The following is a 20,984-nucleotide window of genomic DNA, read 5'->3' on the forward strand; positions in this document are numbered from 1 at the left end:
CAGCCCCGGGGACCCGGTCCCCGGGGCTTTTCCTGAGCGAGGGGATATGACCGAGCACATCTTGCGGATGAGCGGGATCACCAAGACGTTCCCCGGCGTCAAGGCGCTGCAGGACGTCAACCTGTCGGTGAAGAACGGCGAGATCCACGCCATCTGCGGCGAGAACGGCGCCGGCAAGTCGACGCTGATGAAGGTGCTGTCCGGGGTCTACCCGCACGGCGACTACGAGGGCGAGATCTTCTTCGAGGGCAAGCGCTGCGAGTTCGGCGGCATCCGCGACAGCGAGCACGCCGGCATCGTGATCATCCATCAGGAACTGGCGCTGAGCCCTCAGCTGTCGATCGCGGAGAACATCTTCCTCGGCAACGAACGCGCCAAGCGCGGCGTCATCGACTGGAACCGCACCAACTACGAGGCCGGCGAGCTGATGAAGCGCGTCGGCCTGCGCGAGAACCCGACGACGACCATCTCCGACATCGGGGTGGGCAAGCAGCAGCTCGTCGAGATCGCCAAGGCGCTGTCGAAGGAGGTGAAGCTGCTCATCCTCGACGAGCCCACCGCGGCGCTCAACGACGACGACTCCGCTCACCTGCTCGACCTGCTGCGCGGGCTGCGCGACGAGGGCATCACCTGCGTGATCATCTCGCACAAGCTCAACGAGGTGACCGCGATCGCCGACTCCGTCACGATCATCCGTGACGGCCGCACGATCGAGACGCTGGACATGGTCGGCGACCACGTCAGCGAGGACCGCATCATCGCCGGCATGGTCGGCCGCGCCCTCGACAACCGCTACCCGCCGCACGAGCCGACGATCGGCGAGGAGGCGCTGCGCATCGAGGACTGGACGGTCTACAGCCCCAGCCAGCCCGACCGCAAGATCGTGGACGGGGCCGCGCTCATGCTGCGGCGCGGGGAGATCGTCGGCCTGGCCGGGCTGATGGGCGCCGGGCGCACCGAGCTGGCGATGAGCCTGTTCGGGCGCACGTACGGGGTGCGCATCTCCGGCAAGGTCTTCAAGGACGGCAAGCCGATCGAGATCCGCAACGTCCAGGACGCGATCCACCACGGCATCGCCTACGCCTCCGAGGACCGCAAGCGGTACGGGCTCAACCTCATCCAGGACATCAAGACCAACATCAGCGCGGCGGGGCTCCAGGGCCTGGCCAAGCGCGGCTGGGTGAACGAGAACGAGGAATACCGGGTCGCCGAAGAGTTCCACAAGAGCATGAACATCAAGGCGCCCAGCGTCAACAGCGTCGTGGGCCAGCTCTCGGGCGGCAACCAGCAGAAGGTCGTGCTGTCCAAGTGGATCATGACCGAGCCGGACGTGCTCATCCTCGACGAGCCCACCCGCGGCATCGACGTCGGCGCCAAGTACGAGATCTACACGATCATCAACCGCCTGGCCGACGAGGGCAAGGCCGTGCTGGTGATCTCTTCCGAGTTGCCTGAGCTGCTTGGCCTGTGCGACCGCATCTACACACTCTCTGAAGGTCGCATCACCGGCGAGGTTCCCCGCCAGGAGGCCACCCAGGAAAGCCTCATGCACCTCATGACCAAGGGACAGGAGTAGCTCTGATGAGCAGCGTAACGCCCGCCGACGTCAAGGTCGGCACCGCGGGCGACGGGGGAGGGCCGCGGCAGCCGGGCCGGGTGTCGTTCGGCGGAATGTCGCTCAACCTGCGATCCAGCGGCATCTACATCGCCTTCGCGGCGATCATCGTGCTGTTCTCGATTCTGACCGACGGCGCGCTGCTCACGCCGCAGAACATCTCGAACATCATCGTCCAGAACTCCTACGTCCTGATCCTCGCGATCGGGATGATCCTGATCATCATCGCCGGGCACATCGACCTGTCGGTCGGCTCGGTGGTGGCGGTCACGGGAGCGCTGGCGGCGGTGCTCATGGTGAACATGGGCTGGCCGTGGCCGCTGGCCCTGGCGGCCACGCTGGTGGCCGGCGCGCTCATCGGAGCCTGGCAGGGCTACTGGATCGCCTACTTCGGCATCCCGGCCTTCATCGTGACCCTGGCCGGCATGCTGCTGTTCCGGGCGCTGACGATGACCGTCCTGGGCAACCAGGGCATCGGCCCGTTCCCCGACCAGGTCCGTACGCTGGCCAACGGCTTCACCGACGGCTACCTCGGCAACGTCGGCCTCGGCGCGCTCGGCGGCGCCGACCTGTTCAGCCTGCTGATCGGCGCGGTCGCGATCGCCGGCATGCTCACCTCGGCGTTGCGCACCAGGAACGCCCGCAGGGGTTACGGCCAGGCGGTCGAGCCGATGGCGATGTTCGTGCTGAAGATGGTGGCGGGCGCCGCGATCATCCTGTTCCTGGTGGTGCAGCTCGCCAGGTTCAAGAACCTCCCGTGGGTGCTGGTCCTGCTGGCGGTCCTGGTGCTCGGCTACTCCCTGATGGCCAACCGCACGGTCTTCGGCCGGCAGATCTACGCCATCGGCGGCAACCTCCAGGCGGCCGTCATGTCCGGCGTGAAGGTCAAGTCGGTCGTCTTCTGGATCTTCGTCAACATGGGCGTGCTGTCGGCCATCGCCGGCATCATCTTCGCCGGCCGGCTCAACCAGGCGGGCCCCACCGCGGGCAACAGCTTCGAGCTGGACGCCATCGCGGCGGCCTTCATCGGCGGCGCGGCCGTTCAGGGCGGCGTCGGCAAGGTCGTGGGCGCCATCACCGGCGGTCTGATCATGGCTGTGATCAACAACGGCATGTCCCTGATCGGCTCCCCGAGCGAGCGGGTCATGCTCGTCAAGGGCATCGTGCTCCTGGCGGCGGTCGCGTTCGACGTGTGGACGAAGCGCCGGGCCGGGGCCGCTCGCTAGTAAGATCCCCGGAGCCCAGCGGAAAGGAGAGACCGTGACGACACCGAAGCGCCGACTGCCGGTCATGGCCGACGTGGCCAAGGAGGCGGGCGTGTCGCATCAGACGGTCTCCCGGGTGCTCAACGACCATCCCAACGTGCGGGCCGACACCCGCGCCCGGGTGGAGGCGGCGATCACCCGGCTGGGCTACCGGCGCAACCTCGTGGCCCGCGCCCTGGTCACCAAGCGTTCGAGGACCCTCGGCGTGGTGAGCTTCGACACCACGCTGTATGGTCCGGCCAGCACCATCTACGGCATCGAGCAGGCGGCCAGGACCGCGGGTTACTTCGTCAGCATCGTCAGCCTGAAGTCGATCGACGCCGACACCGTGCGCGACGCCATCGAGTACCTGGCCGAGCAGGGCGTGGACGGCGTCGTGGTGGTCGCCCCGCAACGCTCGGCCGCCCGCGCCCTGGAGACGCTGCCGACCGGCCTGCCCGCGGTGGCGGTCGAGGGCACGCACAGGGCCGACGTCTCGGTGGTGTGCATCGACCAGATGGAAGGCGCCAAGCTGGCCACGCGGCACCTGCTCGACCAGGGCCACGAGACGGTCTGGCACGTCAGCGGACCGCACGACTGGATGGAGACCGAGGGCAGGCTCGAAGGCTGGCGCGCCGCGCTGGAGGAGGCGGGCCGTCCGGTGCCGGAGCCGCTGGCCGGCGACTGGAGCCCGCGCGCCGGCTACGAGGCGGGCAAGAGCCTGGCCGCGATGGACGGCGTCACGGCCGTCTTCGCGGCCAACGACCAGATGGCGCTGGGCGTGCTGCGCGCCCTGTCGGAGAAGGGCGTGCGGGTGCCCCACCAGATCAGCGTGGTCGGCTTCGACGACATCCCCGAGTCGGAGTTCTTCTCCCCGCCGCTGACCACGGTCAGGCAGGACTTCGACGTGGTGGGCCGGCACTGCATCGAGGTGCTGCTGCGGCAGATCGACCTCGGCTACGCCGCGTACGAGCGGCTGGTCGTGCGTCCCAGCTTCGTCGTCAGGTCGAGTACGGCGCCCATCCGGTAGATGATGAGCATGCCCCCGACAATCCCTGGAGTTCAATGTGAGCGCTAACAAATACGTCGTAGGAGTGGACTTCGGCACGCTCTCAGGGCGTGCCGTCGTCGTACGGGTGAGTGACGGCGCTGAGCTGGGCAGCGCTGTCCACGAGTACGAGCACCGCGTCATCGAGCACACCCTGCCGGGCACCGAGGTGCGCCTGGGGCCGGACTGGGCGCTGCAGTCGCCGCAGGACTGGATCGACGTGATGCGGATCGCCGTGCCCCAGGCGATCGCCGCCGCCGGGGTGCCCGCCGGGGAGATCATCGGCATCGGCACCGACTTCACCGCCTGCACCGTCCTGCCGGCCACGGCCGACGGCACTCCGCTGTGCTTCGAGACGCCGGCCGAGCCGCACGCCTGGCCCAAGCTGTGGAAGCACCACGCCGCCCAGCCGCACGCCGACCGGATCAACGAGCTGGCCGCGCGCAGGGGCGAGAGCTGGCTGCCGCGCTACGGCGGCAAGATCTCCTCGGAGTGGGAGTTCGCCAAGGGCCTCCAGGTCCTGGAGGAGGCCCCCGAGGTCTACGCCAGGGCGGAGCGCTGGATCGAGGCCGCCGACTGGATCATCTGGCAGCTCACCGGCGTCGAGAGCCGCAACATCTGCACGGTCGGCTACAAGGGCGTCTTCCAGGACGGCGCCTACCCGTCGGAGGAGTACCTGGCCGAGCTGAACCCCGGCTTCGCCGGGTTCGCCGGCAAGCTGGCCACCGGCGAGGTCGGCGACAAGGTCGGCGACGTCACGCTGGCGCCGCTGGGCGGCCTGGCCGGGCGACTGACCGCGCGCGCGGCCGAGTGGACGGGCATCCCCGAGGGCGCCGCCGTGGCCGTCGGCAACGTGGACGCGCACGTCACCGCCGCCGCCGCGGACGCCGTGCGGCCCGGCCAGATGGTGGCCATCATGGGCACCTCCACCTGCCACATCATGCCCAGCGACCAGCTCGCCGAGGTGCCCGGCATGTGCGGCGTCGTCCGCGACGGCATCGTGCCAGGCCTGTGGGGCTACGAGGCAGGGCAGTCGGCCGTGGGCGACATCTTCGCCTGGTTCGTCGACAACTTCGGCACCGACGGGCACGAGCGCCTGACCGAGCTGGCCGAGAAGCAGGCCGTGGGCCAGCACGGGCTGGTCGCCCTCGACTGGTTCGGCGGCAACCGCTCGGTGCTGGTGGACCACAACCTCTCCGGCGTGATCATCGGCCAGACCCTGGCCACCAAGCCCGAGGACGTCTACCGCGCGCTCATCGAGTCCACCGCGTTCGGCGCCCGCATGATCGTCGAGACGTTCGAGAAGTCGGGCGTGCCGGTCGAGGAGTTCATCGTCGCCGGCGGCCTGCTGAAGAACCGCTTCCTCATGCAGGTCTACTCCGACGTGCTGCGCCGCCCCCTGTCGATCATCGCCTCCGACCAGGGCCCCGCGCTCGGCTCGGCCATCCACGCGGCCGTCGCCGCCGGCGAGTACGCCTCCATCGAGGAGGCCGCCGCGGCCATGGGCAAGCGCACCGAGAACGCGTACGTGCCCGACGAGGCACGCGCCGACGCCTACGACCGGCTCTACGCCGAGTACCGCAGGCTCCACGACTTCTTCGGAGACGGACAGATGCTGCACGCGCTGCGTGCGATCAGGAACGAGGCACAAGCGTGATGGACTTGCGGAAGACCGTCGCGGACCTGCACGCCGAGCTGGTCCGCTACAACCTGGTGGTCTGGACGGCGGGCAACGTCTCCGGCCGCGTGCCCGGCGAGGACCTGTTCGTCATCAAGCCCTCAGGGGTCTCCTACGACGAGCTGACGCCGGAGAACATGGTCGTGTGCGACCTCGACGGCAACCTCCTGGAAGGCGAGCACTCGCCGTCCAGCGACACCGCCGCGCACGCCTACGTCTACCGCAACATGCCCGAGGTGGGCGGCGTCGTGCACACCCACTCCACCTACGCCTCCGCCTGGGCCGCCCGCGGCGAGGCCATCCCGTGCGTGCTGACCGCGATGGCCGACGAGTTCGGCGGCGAGATCCCTGTCGGGCCGTTCGCGCTGATCGGCGACGACTCGATCGGCCAGGGCATCGTTGAGACGCTCAAGGGCCACCGCTCCAAGGCCGTCCTCATGCAGAACCACGGGGTGTTCAGCATCGGCAAGGACGCCAAGGCCGCGGTGAAGGCCGCCGTGATGTGCGAGGACGTGGCGCGTACGGTGCACGTGGCCCGCCAGCTCGGCGACCCGCTGCCCATCGCGCAGGACGACATCGACCGCCTGTACGACCGCTATCAGAACGTCTACGGACAGAGGAGCCCGCGTTGAACATCTGGTTTCTGACCGGCAGTCAGGGACTCTACGGCGAGGACACGCTGCGTCAGGTGGCCGAGCAGTCCCAGCGGATCGCCGAGCAGCTCCCCATGCCGGTGGAGTGGAAGCCCGTCCTGACCGACGCGGCCGCCATCCGGCGGATCATGCTGGAGGCCAACGCCGACGATTCCTGCGCCGGCGTGATCGCGTGGATGCACACGTTCTCCCCGGCCAAGATGTGGATCGCCGGGCTCGACGCGCTGCGCAAGCCGCTGCTGCACCTGCACACGCAGGCCAACGTCGAGCTGCCGTGGGCCACCATCGACATGGACTTCATGAACCTGAACCAGGCCGCGCACGGCGACCGCGAGTTCGGGCACATCCAGACCAGGCTCGGCGTGCCGCGCAAGACCGTGGCAGGGCACGTCAGTGACCCAGCCGTGGGCGAGCGCGTCCTGTCCTGGCTGCGCGCCGCCAAGGGCCTGGCCGAGGTGCGCACACTCAAGCTGGCCCGCTTCGGCGACAACATGCGCGACGTGGCGGTCACCGAGGGCGACAAGGTCGAGGCGCAGCTCCGCTTCGGCGTCTCGGTCAACACCTACGGCGTCAACGACCTGGTCGAGGCCGTGGACGCGGCCTCCGACGCCGACGTGACGGCGCTGGTCAAGGAGTACGCCGAGCAGTACACCGTGGCGCCCGAGCTGCTCGGCGAGCGCAACGAGTCGCTGCGCTACGCCGCCAGGATCGAGCTGGGCCTGCGCGGCTTCCTGGAGGCCGGCGGGTTCAGGGCGTTCACCACCAACTTCGAGGACCTCGGCGGCCTGCGCCAGCTCCCCGGCCTGGCCGTGCAGCGGCTTATGGCCGACGGGTACGGCTTCGGCGGCGAGGGCGACTGGAAGACCTCGGTCCTGCTGCGCACCCTCAAGGCCATGACGCCCGGTGGCACGTCCTTCATGGAGGACTACACCTACGACCTGACGCCCGGCAACGAGCTGATCCTGGGCGCGCACATGCTGGAGGTCTGCCCGTCCATCGCGGCCGGCACGCCGTCGTGCGAGATCCACCCGCTGGGCATCGGCGGACGTGAGGACCCGGTCCGGCTCGTGTTCGACGCCGAGCCGGGCCCCGGCATCGTGATCGGCCTGGCCGACATGGGCGACCGGTTCCGCCTGGTGGCCAACGAGATCGACGTGGTGACGCCGCCGCAGCCGCTGCCCAAGCTGCCGGTGGCCCGCGCCGTGTGGCAGCCGCGGCCGAACCTGCGCACCTCCACCGAGTCGTGGCTCACCGCCGGGGCTCCGCACCACACCGTGCTGTCCAAGGCCGTGGGTCGTGAGGAGTTGGTGGACCTGGCCGAGATGCTGGGGGTGGAGCTGGTCGTCATCGACGCCGGCACCACGACCGAGCGGTTCGCCAAGGAGCTGCGCTGGAACCAGGCGTACTACCGCCTGGCTCAGGGCTTCTGACGCGCGCCGCCGCCGTCCTCCCTCCTTCGGGTGGGAGGACGGCGGCGGCGGTGGTGCCGTGCTTCGGCTTCCCGGGCGGCGAGGTGGTCAGGCTTCGTCGGCCGGCTTGCGCGGGGCGTTCCTGCGCTGCTCCTCTGCGCGTTCGCGGCAGCGGCGCAGGAACTCCTCGTCGTCATCGGGGTTGGTGGCGGCGAAGCGGCCGGGGCGGTCGTACTCGGGGAAGGCGCTCGGCGTGGCCGGGGCCACGGCCCGCTCGGGGCGGCCCGCCACCAGCCAGGCGACCGACCCGATCAGCGGGAACAGCAGCACGATCAGCACCCAGGCGATCTTCGGCAGGTTCCGGCAGGCCACGTCGGGCGTGGTGAGCACGTCGAACAGGCAGTACAGCCACAGCACGAGCGTGACGAGGCCCACAACCTCGGACAGGACAAGCACGGCACACCTCCGGTCGGCGGCACCTGAAACTAGCGGCACCCGGGCGGGCTGACAAGGTGAAGCTGTGGGAAGGTAAGGCCGTGACGCTGAGCAATTGGGCTGGAAACACCACATTCCACGCAAAAGATGTGCACCATCCGACCTCTCTCGACGAGCTGCAGCGGCTCGTCGCGGCCAGCGCCCGCGTGCGGGCCCTCGGCAGCGGGCACTCCTTCAACCACGTCGCCGACACCACCGGCGATCTCGTGGTGCTGGACCGGATGCCCGGCCAGGTGGAGATCGACAGCGCCGCGGCCACCGCGCGGGTCGGGGCGCGCACGACGTACGCGACGCTCGCGCCGCAGTTGCACCAGGCCGGGTTCGCGCTGGCCAACCTGGCCTCGCTGCCGCACATCTCCGTCGGCGGCTCCGTCGCGACCGGCACGCACGGCTCGGGCGACGCCGTGCGCGGCCTGGCCGCCGCCGTGTCCGGCATCGAGCTGGTCACCGCCGACGGGTCGGTGCTGTCGCTCGCGCGCGGCGACGCCGACTTCCCCGGCGCCGTGGTGTCGGTCGGCGCCCTCGGCGTCGTCACCTCGCTCACGCTCGACCTCGTACCCGCCTTCGAGCTGCGCCAATACGTCCGCGAGGGCCTGAGCCAGGACGCGCTCGAACACTTCGACGACATCATGTCCAGCGGCTACAGCGTCAGCCTCTTCACCGACTACCGCGACACCCGCGTCTGGCTGAAGTGCTCCGACGAGCTGACCGACCCCGACTGGTACGGCACCACCCCCGCCGACGCCCCCCGGCACCCGCTGCCCAGCATGCCCGCCGACAGTTGCACGGGCCAGCTCGGCGTGCCCGGCGCCTGGTACGAGCGGCTGCCGCACTTCCGCGCCGACTACCCGCCCAGCGGCGCCGGCGACGAGCTGCAGTCGGAGCTGCTGCTGCCCCGGCGGCACGCGGTCGAGGCGCTGCGCGCGCTGTTCGCGATCGGCGATCGCATCCGGCCCGTGCTGCAGATCTCGGAGGTGCGCTCGATCGCCGCCGACGACCTGTGGCTGAGCCCCTTCAACGGCCGCGAGAGCATCGGCGTGCACTTCACCTGGGTCAAGGACGTCGCCGCCGTCATGCCGGTGCTGGAGCTGGTGGAGGAGACGCTGGCGCCGTTCGAGCCGATCCCGCACTGGGGCAAGCTGTTCACCCGCTGGCCCGAGTGCCCCGCCGACTTCCGCGAGCTGGCCCGCCGGCTCGACCCGGCCAGCAAGTTCGGCAACGACTTCACCCGCGTACTGCTGGGGGAGTAGCACCCGGCCGAGGGCATGCGCCCCCGGATGTAGCGGGTCACCGGTCCGGGGGACGATGTCACACCCCCACCCCGTCGGCCATCGTATGGGGCATGACCGATCACCCGTTCAGATTCGGCACGGTGGCCGGGCAGGCCCCCGACGCCGCCGCGTGGACCGGCCTGGCCCGCCGGGCGGAGGGCCTGGGCTACTCGACCCTGCTCGTGCCCGACACGCTCGGCACGTTCTCGCCGTTCACGGCCGCCGCGGTGGCGGCCACGGCCACCACCACGCTGCGCGTCGGCACGTACGTGCTCAGCGTCCCCAACCGCACGCCGCGAGCCGTCGCCTGGGAGAGCGCCACCCTGCACCAGCTCACCGGCGGCCGGTTCGAGCTGGGCCTGGGCGCCGGGCGGCCCGACGCCGAGAGCGACGCGGCGGCGCTCGGCGTGCGCTTCGGCACGCCCGGCCAGCGCATCGAGCGGCTCTCCGACACCATCGACGCCGTCCAGGACGTCAGGATCCTGGTCGCCGCCTCGGGCACCAGGCTGCTGCGGCTGGCCGCGCGCAAGGCCGACACCGTCGCGCTCGGCGTGCCGCCGCACTACACGGAGGAGCAGGTCGCGGCCAAGCTCGACGAGCTGTACGAGCTGGCCGGAGACCGCTTCCACGACCTGGAGCTGGCCATGAACCTGGTCTGCGCCGGGTCCGAGCCGCCCGAATGGGCGCTGCGGCGCTTCGGCCGCATCGGCACCGGCATCCTCACCGGCACGGTGACGGAGATGACCGACACGCTGCGGCGGCGGCGCGATCATCTCGGGGTCTCGTACGTGTCGGTGAACGCCCAGTTCATGGACAACTTCGCGCCCGTCGTGGAACGGCTCGCCGGAACCTGACAGGTTCTGACAGGTACGCCCGGCAGGATGAGTGCCATGACCGCAAAGGGCACCTTCGAGACCGCCGACTGGACGCCGCAACCGTCGTACGACGACCGCGACGGCGTCACCCTGGGCGTGGTGACGCTCACCAAGACCTTCTCCGGCGACCTGACCGGCACCAGCCTCGTCACCATGCTGATCGCCACCACGCCGGTGGACGAGTCGCGCTCGTACGTCGCGCTGGAGCGCATCGAGGGCACCCTGGAAGGGCGCTCGGGCAGCTTCGTCGTCCAGCACGACGCCACCAGCGACAACGGGGAGCAGACGCTGCGCATCAGGGTCGTGGCCGACTCCGGGACGGGCGAGCTGCGCGGGCTCAGAGGCGAGATGGACATCGTCATCGGCCCCGACGGAGGTCACTCCTACACCTTCGACTACACGCTCTGATCAGCTAACGTACCGACCAGCCGGTACGTCCGCTTGGGAGGAGCGCGTCGTGTGGGACCCCGAACTCGCCGAGCTGGAGCGCCGCAGGGAGCTGGCCGAGCGCATGGGAGGCGCGGAACGGGTCGCCCGCCAGCACGCCACGGGCCGCCTCACCATCCGTGAGCGGCTCGCCGCCCTCACCGACTCCTGGCAGGAGATCGGCGCGCTCGCCGGGCGCGCCACCGACGGCGGCTTCACCCCGTCGAACGTCATCATCGGCCGCGCCCGCGTGGACGGCCGCCGGATCGTCGTGGCCGGCGACGACTTCACCGTGCGCGGCGGCGCCGCCGACGCCGCCATCCATGAGAAGCAGATCCTCGCCGAGCGCATGGCCGGCGAGCTGCGGGTGCCGCTCGTCCGGCTCATCGACGGCACCGGGGGCGGCGGGAGCGTCAAGCAACTGGAGGACCACGGGCGCACGTACGTGCCCTACAACCCCGGCTGGGACCAGGTGGTGGCCAACCTGGGCAGGGTCCCGGTGATCGCGCTGGCCCTCGGCCCCGTCGCCGGGCTCGGCGCCGCCAGGCTCGTCACCTCGCACGTGTCGATCATGGTGAAGGAGCTCTCGCAGGTGTTCATCGCGGGGCCCGCCGTGGTGGAGGCGGGGATGGGCGAGAGCGTCACCAAGGAGGAGCTGGGCGGCTGGCGCGCCGTGTCGGCGGCGGGCACGGTCGATCTGGTGGCGGGGTCGGAGGCGGAGGCGTTCGAGCTGGCCAGGAAGGTGCTGGCGTACCTGCCGCAGAGCGCCTGGCAGCCGCCGCCCGTGCTCGCGGACCCCGCCGACGACGCCGGCCGGGCCGCGCCCGAGTTGCGCGAGATCGTCCCCAGGGACCGCCGCCGGCCGTACGACATGCGGCGCGTCCTGGACCTGGTCTTCGACACCGGCTCGGTGCTGGAGCTGGGGCGCAGGTTCGCGCCCTCGATCATCACCGCGCTGGCGCGGCTCGACGGCCGGCCCGTGGCGGTCCTGGCCTCCGACCCGCGCGTGTACGGCGGCGGCATGACGGCGGCCGGGGCCGACAAGACGGCCCGCTTCGTCGACCTGGCCGAGACGTTCCACCTGCCGGTCGTGCACCTGGTCGACCAGCCGGGCTTCGTCATCGGCACGGCCGCCGAGCGGGCCGGCACGATCCGGCGGGGCGCCCGCGCGCTGGCCGCCGTCTACCAGTCGACGGTGCCGTGGGCCTCCGTCCTCGTCCGCCGCGTCTTCGGCGTCGCCGGCGCCGCCCACCGGCCCCACTCCCGCTACAGCCTGCGCGTGGCCTGGCCGTCGGGCGACTGGGGGTCGCTGCCGATCGAGGGCGGGCTGGAGGTGGCGTTCAAGCGCATGCTGGCGGAGGCGGGGGAGGAGGCGGCCGCGCTGAAGGCCGAGATCGCGGAGCGGCTGGAGGCGGTCAGGTCGCCGTTCAGGACGGCGGAGGCGTTCCTGGTGGAGGACATCATCGACCCGGCGGGGACGCGGCCGGTCCTGACGGAGTGGGTCCACGACGCCTACGCGACCCTGGACCTCGGCCCCAACCCGGCCGCCCGCCCGTAGCCCCAGCCCTTCGGCAGCCCGGCCCGCACTTTCCCGAGCGCGGCGCCCTGATCGACGCCATCCTCCAGGAGAAGGTGACGGCCTGGACCGAGCTGGCCAAGGAGTCCCTCGCCGCCCCGGACGCCTGGGAGGGGCTGGTCGGCTTCCTGGAGCGGACGTGCGAGCTGCAGGCGCGCGACCGGGCCTTCACCGAGCTGGCCTGCCACTCCCACCTCGACGCGGGGGCCGAGGTCAACGGGCTGATCGAGCGGCTCGTCGAGCGGGCCCAGCGGGAGGGGGTTCTACGGGCCGACGTGGGGCCGACCGACCTGGCGTTCTTCGTGATGGCCAACTCCCGGGTGGCCGAGGCAGACCCAGGGCAGTGGCGCCGCCACTTCCACCTCATGCTCGACGCCCTGCGCGCTACGCGCCCTCAGGAAGCGTGAGCATCCTGTTCAGGATCGGGACGAGCTGCTCCTCCTCGTAGTCCAGGTGGCTCTCCAGCTCGGTGGCGAGCCGGTCGAGCTCCGCCCTGACCCCGTCGCCGCCCGCGTCGAGCAGCGCCCTGACCCGGCTCATCAGGCGGGACACCACCTGGTGCTCCGCGCGCAGCCTCGTCAGCGCCCCGGCCAGTTCGGGGTGCTCGGCGCCGAGGTGGGGGAAGAGCGTGCCGTCCTCGCCCTCGTGGTGCAGGTGCAGGGCGTCGCAGAACGCCAGGCAGTGCGTACGCAGATCCGCCCCCGCCGGCCGGGACTCCCGCAGCGCGGCCAGGTCCCTGCGGAAGCCGTCGTGTAGCTTGATCAGCTCGTCGCCCCAGGCGACGAGTCTCCGTTCGTCGGTCATGCCGGTTCCTTGCGCGAAAGATCGCCGTAGATCGCGGCGAAGAGCGCGGCCAGCAGGCCCGCCACCGCCGCCACCCCGAAGCTCCATCCGGCGCCGCCGCCCGACAGCACCGCCGCCCCCACCGCGCCCGCCACGCTGCTGCCGACGATCCTGACCAGCGAGTTGATCCCGCCGGCCGCCGCCGTCTTGGCCGGTTCCACGTGCTCGACGGCCATCGTGCCGAGCGCCGCGTAGCCGAGGCCGACGCCCAGCCCCAGCACGGTCGCGGCCCCGTACAGGTCGGCCCCCGACGACCTGGACACGGCCAGCCACAGCATGGCCGCCGCCACCAGCGCCGAGCCGCCCGCGACCAGCGCGGAGGCGGTGAAGCGGCGCATCAGCGGGCCCGCCAGCACGGAGACGACGAGCATCAGCACCGTCGTGGGCAGCAGGTAGAGCCCGACCTGCAGCACCGAGGCCCCGAGCGGGCCCTGCGCCACCGCCGACACCGTGGTGATGGCCGCGAACAGGGCGAACCCGAGCAGGAACGACGCCACGGTCGCCCCCACCGTCCCCCGGTGCAGGAGCATGGGGATCTCGATCAGCGGCGCGGCGGTGCGGCGCGCGGTCGCCACCCACACCCCGGCCACCACCACGGCTCCGGCCAGCAGCCCGAGCGTCGCCGGTGAGGTCCAGCCCCAGGCCGCGCCCTTGCTGACCGCCAGCAGCAGGCAGACCAGCCACACCGCGACCAGCGCCGCCCCGGCCAGGTCGGGCCGCCCGGAGGCGCGTACGGGCGTCTCCCGGATCACCGCCGCCACCAGGGCGAAGCTCAGCACGCCGAGCCCGGTCAGCGTCCAGAACACCGCCCGGTGGTCGCCGCCGAGCAGCCCCGCGAGGATCATCCCGCCGCCGCTGCCGACGCCGATCGTGGCGCTGAGCAGGCCGATCGCGCTCGGCAGCCGGTGGGCGGGCACGGCCTCCCTGGCCAGGCCCATGGCCAGCGGCAGCAGCGGGGCCGCGGCGCCCTGCAGCACCCTGCCGACGATCAGCGTGGCCAGCGTGCCGGAGGCGGCGGCGAGCGCAGAACCGGCCACGAGGAGGCCGAGGGAGACCAGCGACACGCGGCGCCGGCCGTACATGTCGCCCAGGCGCGACAGCAGCGGGATGGACACCGCGCCCGACAGCAGCCCGGCGGTCAGCGCCCAGGAGGCGGTGGTCGGCGGGACGCCGAGCAGGCGTTGCAGCCCTGGCAGCAGCGGCACCACGACGGTCATCTGCAGGGTCCCCACGGCCACCCCGAAGGCGAGCACCGCGATGGCCCAGAAGTTTTTATACATGTATAAAAAGTAACATGACAGGATGCCGACGCGTACAGGACGACCGCCGAAGATCTCCCGAGCCGAGATCGTGACCGCCGCCAACCGGGTGATCGAGGAGGACGGCGTGGCCGCGCTGACCATGCGACGGCTGGCCAAGGAGGTCGGCAGCACCGCCATGGCGCTCTACCACCACGTACGCGACAAGGACGAGCTGCTCCTGCTGCTGCTCGACGCCTACGCCGCCACCGCGCCCAGGCCCGAGCTGCCCGAGGAGCCGCGCGAGCGGCTGGTCGCCGCCGCCGTCGCCATGCACGACGCGCTGTCGGGCCGCCCCTGGGCCGTGGACGTGCTCAGGGCCGACGACCTGCTCTCCGTGGGCGCGCTGTGGTACCCCGAGCGGATCGTGGACGCCGCCGTGCGCGCGGGGCTGACGACGGAGGAGGCGGTGGACGCGTACCGGATCATCTGGCACTACACGGCCGGTGAGATCTCCGCCGCGGCGGCGGCCCGCGCGCGGCGCGAGGAGGGCGGGACCACCTACCGGGAGCGGGTGTTCGCCGACCTGGACGCCGCCGAGTTCCCCAGGCTGAGCGAGGTGGGGGCGCGATGGGGGGAGCTGACCGCCCACGACACCTACGTCAAGGGGGTGCGCGCGCTGGTGCGCGGACTGCTGCCCTGAACGGGGATCGTACGGCGAGCCCGCACGGAGGCTTGCCGCAAGCCGGTGGCGCGGCGGGCTGCTGCCCTGAACGGGGGTCTCACCGAAAACCGGTGGCCCGGGGGCGGCGTCCGTGAAACCGTCAGGGGGCGATGATCCAGTGGACCGAGGCGGGGCAGGAGCGCACGGCGGCCTGGCGCTCCGCCCTCGGCGCGCCGCCGCCCGGGCGGGTCGTCGTCGCCGACGACCGCATGCCCGCCGCCACCGCCTACCGCCTGGCCTGCGAGGGCACCGCGCTGCTGTGGCGCGGCGACTTCCAGGGCGCCAGGCAGCTCCTGTCCGCCATGGGCCGGCGCTGCAAGCCGGCCGCGCCCGGCAGCGGCTTCCACCGCCACCGCCAGGCGCAGTCCCAGCGCGCCCGCACGCTCGGCATGCTGCTCGTCCCCTACGCGGAGGGGCACGTCGTGCCGCTGCGCAGGGCGCCCGACGTCCGGGAGGCGTGCGCCGAGGTGCACGGCGCAGACGCGCCGCCCGCCGTCGGCCCGCTCCGCGAACTGCTCGGCCTGATCGGCGCGCACGAGTGGCGCAAGAAGGGCGTGCACGTGCCGGCGCTCGGCGCCCGCGTCCACCCGCACCACGGCGTGTTCTCCCCGATCAGGGGCGAGTACGTCGACCTGGTCGCCGAGGCGCCGCTGCCTGGCGACCGGCTGGCCTTCGACGTCGGCACCGGCACCGGCGTGCTGGCGGCCGTGCTCGCCAGGCGCGGCGTCCGCCGGGTCGTGGCCACCGACCTCGACCGGCGGGCCGTCGCGTGCGCCGGCGACAACGTGGCCCGCCTCGGCCTGGACGACCGGGTTGAGGTGGTGCGGGCCGACCTGTTCCCGCCGGGGCGCGCGCCGCTGGTCGTGTGCAACCCGCCCTGGGTGCCCGCCACGCCGCTCTCGCCGCTCGACCACGCCGTCTACGATCCGGACGGGCGGATGTTGCGCGGGTTCCTGGGCGGGCTAAGCGCGCATCTGGAGCCCGGGGGTGAGGGGTGGCTCATCCTGTCGGACCTGGCCGAGCACCTGGGGTTGCGGACGCGTGCGGAGTTGCTGGGGGAGTTCGAGCGGGCGGGGCTGCGGGTGGCGGGGCGGCTGGACGTCGCGCCGCGGCACCGGCGGGCCTTCGACGGTGACGACCCGCTGCACGCGGCCAGGGCCGCCGAGGTGACCTCCCTGTGGCGGCTCACCCCCTGAAGGATTTCTCGCCGTACTTCGGTGCGGGTCTTCGAGGGAGAGAAGGGCAGGCGTGCCGGGCGAGCAGCGCACACGCCCAGGACGGCCGTTCGGGCGTTGGAGGCGAGCGCGGGCGGCGGCTCGGCCGCCTGGGCGGGTGCGGGCGGCGGCTCGGGCGGCGGCTTGGGCGCTTGGGGCGGGTGCGGGCGGCGGCTCGGGCGGCGCGGCGGTGGGATGGGCGCGGGTGCGGGCGGAGGGGCGGGATGCTCGGGCGCTCGGGGCTTGAGGTGCGGGCGGCGGGTCAGGCGCTGAAGGCCTTGCGGTAGGCCGAGGGGGAGGTGCGCATGGCGCGGGTGAAGTGGTGACGGAAGGTGACCGGGCTCTCGAAGCCGACCGCCGCCCCGATCTCCTCCACCGGCGCCGCCGTGGCCTCCAGCAGCGGCAGGCTGGCCGCGACCCGCTGGGAGATGACCCAGCGCAGCGGGCTGGTGCCGGTCTGCCGTTTGAACCGCCTGATGAACGTGCGCTCCGCCATGTGCGCCACCCTGGCCAGGTCCGCCACGGCGATCGGCTCGGCCAGGTGGTCCATGGCGTAGGCCATCGCCCTGGCCACCGCGTCGTCGTCCTCGACCGGGGTGACGGCGGCCTGGATGAACTGGGCCTGGCCGCCTTCCCGGTGCGGCGGCACGACGAGGCGGCGGGCCACGGTGTTGGCGACGCCGGGGCCGTGGTCGCGGCGGACGAGGTGGATCAGCAGGTCGAGCCCGGCGGCGCTGCCCGCGCTGGTCAGCACGTCGCCGTCGTCCACGTACAGGACGGAGGGGTTGACCAGGACGGCGGGGAAGCGTTCCTGCAGCAGGCCGGCGTAGCGCCAGTGCGTGGTGGCGGGGCGGCCGTCGAGGAGGCCGGCCGCCGCGAGCGCGAACGCGCCCGAGCAGATCGACACCATGCGGGCGCCCCGCTCGTACGCCGCCCGCAGCGCCCCGGTCAGCGCCGTGGAGACGGGCCCGCGGACGTCGGCCACGCCGGGCACGATCACGGTGTCGGCCGTGGCCAGCGCCTCCAGCCCGTGCGCCGCCGCCATGGTGAACCCGCCGACCACGCGCAGCGGCCCGAGCGTCTCGGCGCACACCGTGAGGTCGTACCAGGGGATCTCCAGCTCGGGCCTGGGCAGCCCGAACAGCTCGACGACGCAGCCCAGCTCGAACGGCGCCATCCCGTCGAACGCCAGTACAGCGACACGATGGGGCCGGGCGGGAGGGGGCAGCAGCATGCCCGCATGTTAGCCGGAGCCTCTCCGCGGCAGGAGAGATATATGCATATTTCGGGAGTGCAGACCGTTTTGCCCGATCACCGCTACGAGCAGGCGGAGATCACCGAGGCGTTCTCCCGGCTGACCGACTGCGACGAGGAGCTGCTGAGGCGATTCCACCAGGCCACCGGGGTGCAGGGCCGCAACCTGGCGCTGCCGCTGGCCGACTACGCCAAGCTCGACTCCTTCGCGCGCGCCAACGACGCCTACGTGGAGCTGGCGCTGGAGCTCGGCGAGCGGGCCCTGGCGGGCGCCCTGCACAAGGCGGACGTGTGCCCGGAGAAGGTCGACCACCTGCTGTTCTGCTCCACCACGGGCGTCTCCACCCCCTCGCTGGACGCCAAGCTGGCGCAGCGAATGGGGCTGCGGCCCGACGTGAAACGGGTGCCCGTGTTCGGCCTGGGCTGCGCGGCCGGCGCGGCCGGGCTCTCCCGCCTGCACGACTACCTGCGCGGCTGGCCCGACCACGTGGCGGTGCTGGTGTGCGTGGAGCTGTGCTCGCTGACGATCCAGCGCGACGACACCTCGATCGCGAACCTGGTGGCCAGCGGCCTGTTCGGGGACGGCGCGGCGGCCGTCGTGGCGACGGGGCGCGGCCCCGGCCCCGAGGTGGTCGCCACCCGCAGCAGGCTCTATCCCGGCACCGAGCACCTGATGGGCTGGGAGGTGGGCGACCACGGCTTCCGCATCGTGCTGGACGCCGACCTGACGGGCTTCGTGGAGCAGGTGCTGGCCGGCGACATCAAGGCGTTCCTGGCCGACTACGGGCTGACCCCCGAGCAGGTCGCCACCTGGGTCTGCCATCCCGGGGGCCCCAAGGTCATCGAGAAGATCGTGGAGACGCTCGGCCTGCCGGCCAAGGCGCTCGACGTGACCTGGAGCTCGCTGCGCGAGAACGGGAACCTCTCGTCGGTCTCGGTGCTGCACGTGCTCCAGGAGACGCGGGGCAGACCGGGGGCTCCCGCCGTGCTCATGGCGCTGGGGCCGGGGTTCTCCGCCGAGCTGCTGTTGCTGCACTGGTGATCGCGTACGCGCTGCTCATCGGCCTGGTCGTGGCGGAACGGCTGGCCGAGCTCGTCGTGGCCAGGCGCAACCTGGCCTGGGCCAGGGCGAGGGGCGGCGTCGAGTACGGCGCGGGGCACTACCCCTGGATCGTGCTGGCGCACGTGGCGCTGCTGGCGGCGGCGCCGGCCGAGGTGTGGCTGCTCGGCAGGCCGTTCGTGCCGCTGCTCGGCTGGCCGATGCTCGCCGTGGTCGTTCTCGCCCAGGGGTTGCGCTGGTGGTGCATCCGCACGCTGGGACACCGGTGGAACACGCGGGTCGTGGTGGTGCCGGGCCTGCCGCTGGTGAACCGGGGCCCGTACCGGCTGCTGCGGCACCCCAACTACGTGGCCGTGGTCGCCGAAGGCATCGCGCTGCCCCTCGTGCACTCGGCCTGGCTGACCGCCCTGGCGTTCACGATCGCGAACGCGCTGCTTCTCACGGTTCGCATCCGGGTGGAGAACGCCGCGCTGGCACACTAGCCCGGCCTGGAGACCGTGATCCGCGGCAGGTCCTCGGGCGCCTTGCCGGGATACAGGCCGGTCAGCAGCGTGCTGACGGTGTAGAGGTGCCAGGCCAGGGCCGGTTTGCCGACGACCGGGCCGGCGAACAGGGCGCGTACCTCGTCCGGCTCGACGATGGGGGCCAGGGCGTCGAGGCTGCCGAGCACCTGGTCGCGCAGGAGGTCCGTGAGTGCGGGGCCGGGGCTGGTCCGCCAGCTCCAGCCGCCGCCGGTCTTGGCGGTGGGCAGGTGCGGGGGAGGGGTGGGCAGGCGTGACTGCCAGAGGAGGCGGCGGGGCGGGGTGGCGCCTTCGGTGAAACGCCACGGTTTTCCCTCGATCGGTACATCCCGTAATTCTGGGGCTAATCGCAATATAAGCGTATAAATAACCTCTTCGGAGAGTCGCCAGCTCTGGTCGAGGCTCAGCGCCGCCCGTACCACGCGATTGTCCAGGAACGGCCGGACGGGGTCGCCGCGACGCAGCGAGCCCGCGCGGGCGCTGGCCTGCCAGCGGCCCACCTTGTACCAGATGTAGAGGTGGTCCAGCGCCTCCAGCCGGTCCTGGCGGGCGAGCCAGGGCGCGGCCAGGGCGCGGGCGTGCTCGTTCGCCTCGGCGGTGAAGAGCTTGGCGTCCTTGCGGAACGTGGTGTCGATGCGCCGCCGCAACGCCTCGTCGCCGAGGTCGCTCTGCAGCAGGTTCAGGCTGCCCGCGCGCAGCGTCTCGCCGCTCTGGCCCGACATGGTGGGCTTGCCGGCGTACGGGAGGTAGCTCACGATCGACTCGTACGCCGAGGTCATGCCCTCGCAGGTGCGCAGCGTCTCCCAGGCGCGGCTGAGCGGATGCTCGACCAGCACCGCGTCCTTGGCGGCGGTCTGCGGCGGCGCGATGACGGTGTGCTCCACGCCGAGCCGGTCCGCGATCATGCGGGCGATGATCACGTCCGGGTGCGTGTCGAGCCCGTTCGTCGTCGCCCTGAACGGCACCCCGGCCGCGTGCAGCAGCGCCGCCAGGATGCGGGTGTCGCGCCCGCCGGTCAGCGCGAGGTTCACCGGCTCGCCCAGGTCGCGCAGCGGGGCCACGGTCGCCAGCAGCGCGTCCGCCAGCTCACCGACCGCCGCCCGCTTGCGCCTGGCCGACGCGGGCGCGGGCGCCGCCTGGGGCAGCGGGGTCTCGATGATGGTCCGCGCGCCGTCCCGCACGATGAGGCGGGAGTTGGGCCGCAACGCCGTCACCCCCTTGTACGGCGTCTCGTCCGACAGGAAGAACCCCTGCCTGACCATCGACTGCAGGGCCAGCACGTCGAACTCGACCCGTTCGTCGGTCCTGTCGGCGGCCACCAGGTGCACGAGCAGGGCGCGGCTGCCGACGACGTGCAGGTCCGGCGTCTCGGCGTGGAAGACGGGGCAGACCCGGTTGATCGCGGTGCTCGCGCCCAGCTCGCCGTCGCTCGCGAACCAGGCGGAGAAGCAGCCGCCTACAGGATCGGCCACCGTGTCTGCTGGAAGTGCGGCGACCTGGGTGGGGTCGGCGAGGTGGCCGTTGAGCCCGACCGCGCGGCCGGCGCGCTCCCAGATCAGCGGCGGCTGCCGTGAGTCGTCCGGCTCGTTGGTCCAGGCCAGCAGCGAGACGCCCCGGCCGTGCCATTCCGCGCCCCTGATCACGTCTGGAGGCACAGGAAAGGCCCATTCGATAACGGAACGGGCTCTATTCAGAACCGCGGGGGAAATGTCGCGCCGCTTGGCGGCCATCCCCAAATAGACGCGCATCACACCAGGCATACCGGATTACCTCATTTGTCACAAGTGATCACGTATTGATCGCGGTTTGCGCTCGCTTACGTCACCGGCCCGGCCGTCCT

Annotated in this window: 20 protein-coding genes; 15 read left to right on the plus strand and 5 right to left on the minus strand. The window is 72.0% G+C overall.

The window, feature by feature from the left end; all coding sequences use genetic code 11:
* The first annotated feature begins 46 nt into the window (after positions 1-46).
* Genes mmsA through araA form a run of 6 tightly spaced genes read left to right on the plus strand, consistent with a single transcriptional unit; the run spans position 47 to position 7,668 of the window.
* Positions 47-1,576, plus strand: coding sequence for a multiple monosaccharide ABC transporter ATP-binding protein (gene mmsA / locus ABD331_RS55490; protein ID WP_344494738.1), 1,530 nt, complete (start codon positions 47-49; stop codon positions 1,574-1,576).
* Positions 1,577-1,581: 5 nt separating this feature from the next.
* Complete coding sequence (gene mmsB, locus ABD331_RS55495; RefSeq protein WP_344494740.1) at positions 1,582-2,841, plus strand: multiple monosaccharide ABC transporter permease; 1,260 nt, start codon at positions 1,582-1,584, stop codon at positions 2,839-2,841.
* A gap of 34 nt (positions 2,842-2,875) precedes the next feature.
* Positions 2,876-3,889 (plus strand): LacI family DNA-binding transcriptional regulator, encoded by a 1,014-nt coding sequence (locus ABD331_RS55500; protein ID WP_344494742.1) that lies wholly within the window; start codon positions 2,876-2,878, stop codon positions 3,887-3,889.
* Between the two features lie 37 nt (positions 3,890-3,926).
* Positions 3,927-5,564 (plus strand): ribulokinase, encoded by a 1,638-nt coding sequence (gene araB, locus ABD331_RS55505; RefSeq protein ID WP_344494743.1) that lies wholly within the window; start codon positions 3,927-3,929, stop codon positions 5,562-5,564.
* The gene (locus ABD331_RS55510) at positions 5,564-6,217 is read left to right on the plus strand and encodes an L-ribulose-5-phosphate 4-epimerase (protein ID WP_344494799.1); all 654 of its coding nucleotides are present in this window, start codon (positions 5,564-5,566) and stop codon (positions 6,215-6,217) included. Before araB ends, ABD331_RS55510 begins: the two co-directional genes overlap by 1 nt.
* Positions 6,214-7,668 (plus strand): L-arabinose isomerase, encoded by a 1,455-nt coding sequence (gene araA, locus ABD331_RS55515; protein WP_344494744.1) that lies wholly within the window; start codon positions 6,214-6,216, stop codon positions 7,666-7,668. The genes ABD331_RS55510 and araA overlap by 4 nt, the downstream gene beginning before the upstream one ends.
* An 87-nt stretch (positions 7,669-7,755) precedes the next feature.
* Here the strand turns inward: araA and ABD331_RS55520 are convergent, their stop codons facing one another.
* On the minus strand, positions 7,756-8,103 hold the full coding sequence (locus ABD331_RS55520) for a PLD nuclease N-terminal domain-containing protein (RefSeq protein WP_344494745.1): 348 nt from the start codon (positions 8,101-8,103) through the stop codon (positions 7,756-7,758).
* Positions 8,104-8,231: 128 nt separating this feature from the next.
* Between ABD331_RS55520 and ABD331_RS55525 the strand changes: the two genes are divergently transcribed.
* From ABD331_RS55525 to ABD331_RS55545, 5 genes are all read left to right on the plus strand, one after another.
* On the plus strand, positions 8,232-9,392 hold the full coding sequence (locus ABD331_RS55525; RefSeq protein ID WP_344494746.1) for an FAD-binding protein: 1,161 nt from the start codon (positions 8,232-8,234) through the stop codon (positions 9,390-9,392).
* A 92-nt stretch (positions 9,393-9,484) separates the two neighbouring features.
* Entirely contained in the window at positions 9,485-10,267 is a 783-nt protein-coding gene (locus ABD331_RS55530) for an LLM class flavin-dependent oxidoreductase (protein WP_344494747.1), read from the plus strand.
* Positions 10,268-10,303: 36 nt separating this feature from the next.
* Entirely contained in the window at positions 10,304-10,696 is a 393-nt protein-coding gene (locus ABD331_RS55535) for a DUF3224 domain-containing protein (protein WP_344494748.1), read from the plus strand.
* Positions 10,697-10,745: 49 nt separating this feature from the next.
* On the plus strand, positions 10,746-12,272 hold the full coding sequence (locus ABD331_RS55540; RefSeq protein ID WP_344494749.1) for an acyl-CoA carboxylase subunit beta: 1,527 nt from the start codon (positions 10,746-10,748) through the stop codon (positions 12,270-12,272).
* Between the two features lie 74 nt (positions 12,273-12,346).
* Complete coding sequence (locus ABD331_RS55545) at positions 12,347-12,697, plus strand: SbtR family transcriptional regulator (protein WP_344494751.1); 351 nt, start codon at positions 12,347-12,349, stop codon at positions 12,695-12,697.
* Here ABD331_RS55545 and ABD331_RS55550 read toward each other — a convergent pair.
* Complete coding sequence (locus tag ABD331_RS55550) at positions 12,675-13,094, minus strand: hemerythrin domain-containing protein (RefSeq protein ID WP_344494753.1); 420 nt, start codon at positions 13,092-13,094, stop codon at positions 12,675-12,677. The two genes, ABD331_RS55545 and ABD331_RS55550, sit on opposite strands and share 23 nt — an antisense overlap.
* Positions 13,091-14,413: an MFS transporter gene (locus tag ABD331_RS55555; protein ID WP_344494755.1), complete on the minus strand. Its 1,323-nt coding sequence runs from the start codon at positions 14,411-14,413 to the stop codon at positions 13,091-13,093. Before ABD331_RS55555 ends, ABD331_RS55550 begins: the two co-directional genes overlap by 4 nt.
* A 22-nt stretch (positions 14,414-14,435) precedes the next feature.
* On the opposite strand from ABD331_RS55555, the gene ABD331_RS55560 reads away from it, so the two are divergent.
* Both ABD331_RS55560 and ABD331_RS55565 read left to right on the plus strand, forming a co-directional pair.
* Positions 14,436-15,074 (plus strand): TetR/AcrR family transcriptional regulator, encoded by a 639-nt coding sequence (locus tag ABD331_RS55560; RefSeq protein ID WP_344494757.1) that lies wholly within the window; start codon positions 14,436-14,438, stop codon positions 15,072-15,074.
* A 131-nt stretch (positions 15,075-15,205) separates the two neighbouring features.
* The gene (locus ABD331_RS55565; RefSeq protein WP_344494758.1) at positions 15,206-16,291 is read left to right on the plus strand and encodes a 50S ribosomal protein L11 methyltransferase; all 1,086 of its coding nucleotides are present in this window, start codon (positions 15,206-15,208) and stop codon (positions 16,289-16,291) included.
* A gap of 280 nt (positions 16,292-16,571) precedes the next feature.
* Here ABD331_RS55565 and ABD331_RS55570 read toward each other — a convergent pair whose 3' ends face one another.
* Positions 16,572-17,543: a helix-turn-helix domain-containing protein gene (locus ABD331_RS55570; protein WP_344494759.1), complete on the minus strand. Its 972-nt coding sequence runs from the start codon at positions 17,541-17,543 to the stop codon at positions 16,572-16,574.
* A 57-nt stretch (positions 17,544-17,600) separates the two neighbouring features.
* Here ABD331_RS55570 and ABD331_RS55575 point away from each other — a divergent pair, with 57 nt between their 5' ends.
* Entirely contained in the window at positions 17,601-18,605 is a 1,005-nt protein-coding gene (locus tag ABD331_RS55575; RefSeq protein WP_344494761.1) for a type III polyketide synthase, read from the plus strand.
* The gene (locus tag ABD331_RS55580) at positions 18,602-19,105 is read left to right on the plus strand and encodes an isoprenylcysteine carboxyl methyltransferase family protein (protein ID WP_344494763.1); all 504 of its coding nucleotides are present in this window, start codon (positions 18,602-18,604) and stop codon (positions 19,103-19,105) included. The genes ABD331_RS55575 and ABD331_RS55580 overlap by 4 nt, the downstream gene beginning before the upstream one ends.
* Here ABD331_RS55580 and ABD331_RS55585 read toward each other — a convergent pair.
* Positions 19,102-20,799: an asparagine synthase-related protein gene (locus ABD331_RS55585; protein WP_344494765.1), complete on the minus strand. Its 1,698-nt coding sequence runs from the start codon at positions 20,797-20,799 to the stop codon at positions 19,102-19,104. The two genes, ABD331_RS55580 and ABD331_RS55585, sit on opposite strands and share 4 nt — an antisense overlap.
* Between the last annotated feature and the right edge of the window lie 185 nt (positions 20,800-20,984).

It is taken from the genome of Nonomuraea monospora (assembly GCF_039531895.1).
Taxonomy (GTDB): Bacteria; Actinomycetota; Actinomycetes; order Streptosporangiales; family Streptosporangiaceae; genus Nonomuraea; species Nonomuraea monospora.